General features: G+C 68.3%; 3 protein-coding genes. 2 read left to right on the top strand and 1 reads right to left on the bottom strand.

Annotated features, from left to right (window positions below):
- Together G3O06_RS47955 and sodB are read left to right on the top strand one after the other, a co-directional pair.
- A partial coding sequence (locus tag G3O06_RS47955) for an exodeoxyribonuclease VII large subunit (protein WP_277403804.1) occupies nt 1–449 on the top strand: 449 nt, incomplete at its 5' end.
- A gap of 223 nt (nt 450–672) precedes the next feature.
- The gene (gene sodB / locus G3O06_RS47950) at nt 673–1,251 is read left to right on the top strand and encodes a superoxide dismutase [Fe] (protein ID WP_174967648.1); all 579 of its coding nucleotides are present in this window, start codon (nt 673–675) and stop codon (nt 1,249–1,251) included.
- 108 nt (nt 1,252–1,359) lie between these two features.
- Here sodB and G3O06_RS47945 read toward each other — a convergent pair.
- Nucleotides 1,360–1,975: chromate transporter (locus tag G3O06_RS47945; RefSeq protein WP_205820362.1), on the bottom strand; the 616-nt coding region annotated here is incomplete at its 5' end.

Below are 1,975 nucleotides of genomic sequence, written 5' to 3'. Positions count from 1 at the left end.
GGCTGGTGAGCCCGGCCGAGCGGCTGCAGCGGCAGCGCACGCACGTCGAGCAGCTCGCGGTGCGGCTTGCGTCGGCGGCGTCGCGGCCGGTGCGCGACGCGCGCGCGCGTTTCGCGCTCGCGCAACTGCGCTGGCAGCGCGCACGGCCCGATCCGTCGCAGGCGCGCCAGACGCTCGCGGGGCTGTCGCAGCGTCTTGCGCTCGCCTTGCAGCGCCGTCACGAACGCGACACGGCTCGCGTGTCAGCCTGTGCGGCAAGGCTCGAGGTGCTGAGCCCGCAGCGCACGCTCGAGCGCGGCTATGCGGCGCTGATCGATGCACAGACGGGCCGCGCGGTGCGCACGCCGAACGCGCTGAAGCCGCAGCGCCGCCTGACCGTGCACCTCGCGGAAGGCTCGGCCGACGTGTCGCTGGCCGATGTGCAGCCGCGGCTGACCGATACGATCTGACGTAACCGGTGCGCGTGCAGCAAAGGTCGCGCGACGGGCAAACCGCGCTGAAACGGATGCTGCGCATCGCCGGCTCGTCCCGCCGGACGATGCGCCAACATCGCTTTTCCGCATACCGCGGATAAATGGCCCGTGAGTTTGCGGGGTTATTCGTCCTCGCCTACAATCGGACGCTCGGCAGCATCCAACACAGCCTCCCTACATACTCAACGAAGGAATCGCCATGGCTCATACGCTCCCGCCGCTCCCGTACGCTGAAGACGCACTCGCGCCGACCATCTCGCTCGAGACGATCCAGTACCACTACGGCAAGCATCATCAGGCTTATGTGACGAACCTGAACAATCTGATCCCGGGCACGGAATTCGAAAACCTGTCGCTGGAAGAGATCGTGAAGAAGTCGTCGGGCGGCATCTTCAACAACGCCGCGCAAATCTGGAACCACACGTTCTTCTGGAACAGCCTGTCGCCGAACGGCGGCGGCGCACCGACGGGCGCGCTGGGCGACGCGATCAACGCGAAGTGGGGTTCGTACGACGCCTTCAAGGAAGCGTTCTCGAAGGCCGCGGTCGGCACGTTCGGTTCGGGCTGGGCATGGCTCGTGAAGAAGGCTGACGGTTCGCTCGACATCGTGTCGACGAGCAACGCGGCAACGCCGCTGACGACCGCCGACAAGGCACTGCTGACGATCGACGTGTGGGAACACGCGTACTACATCGACTACCGCAACGCACGTCCGAAGTTCGTCGAAGCGTTCTGGAACATCGTGAACTGGGACTTCGCAGCGAAGAACTTCGCGTAAGGTCCGGCGCCTGCGCGCTGCTACGGCGCGCGGCACCCATCAAAAAAAGCCCTCGTTTCGAGGGCTTTTTTGTTTTCTGTCGCGTTGGAACCTGCCGCGTTTGCCCGGTCAGGCCAGGATGCCGAGCCCCCAGCCGAGCGCCGCGCTCGCGATCACGACGGCCCATGGCGGCACGCGCCAGAACACCAGCGCGACGAATGCGACGAGCGCGGCGGCCAGATCGCGCGGCGCCACGATCGTATCGGTCCAGACCGGGTGATAGAGCGCGGCGAGCAGCAGCCCCACGACGGCCGCGTTCACGCCCGCGAGCGCGGCCTGCATCCGCGTGCTGCGGCGCAGCCGTTCCCAGAACGGTGCGGTGCCGGCCACCAGCAGGAACGACGGCGCGAAAATCGACACCAGCGCGATCGTGCCGCCGAGCCAGCCGTTCGGCGCGTTGCGCAGCGACGCGCCGAGGAACGCCGAGAACGTGAACAGCGGCCCCGGCACGGCCTGCGCGACGCCATATCCGGCCAGGAACGCCGCATCGCCGACCCAGCCGGGCGCGACGACGGCCGCCTGCAGCAGCGGCAGCACCACGTGCCCGCCGCCGAACACGAGCGCACCTGTACGGAAGAACGCGTCGACCACGGCGAGCGCATCGGAGCGCAGCGCGCGGGCCGCGAACGGCAGGACGACGAGGAGCGCCGCGAACAGCACGAGCCACAGCACGCCCGCACGGGGG

The organism is Burkholderia sp. Ac-20345, assembly GCF_017104825.1.
In the GTDB taxonomy this organism is placed as follows: domain Bacteria; phylum Pseudomonadota; class Gammaproteobacteria; order Burkholderiales; family Burkholderiaceae; genus Burkholderia; species Burkholderia lata_B.
Note: the sequence above shows the minus strand (reverse complement) of the source record. Positions and strands in the feature narration are given on the sequence as shown.

What these genes read in the sequence shown, in the direction of transcription:
- sodB (WP_174967648.1), top strand. Translation starts at nt 673, where the DNA reads ATGGCTCATACGCTCCCGCCGCTCCCGTACGCTGAAGACGCACTCGCG.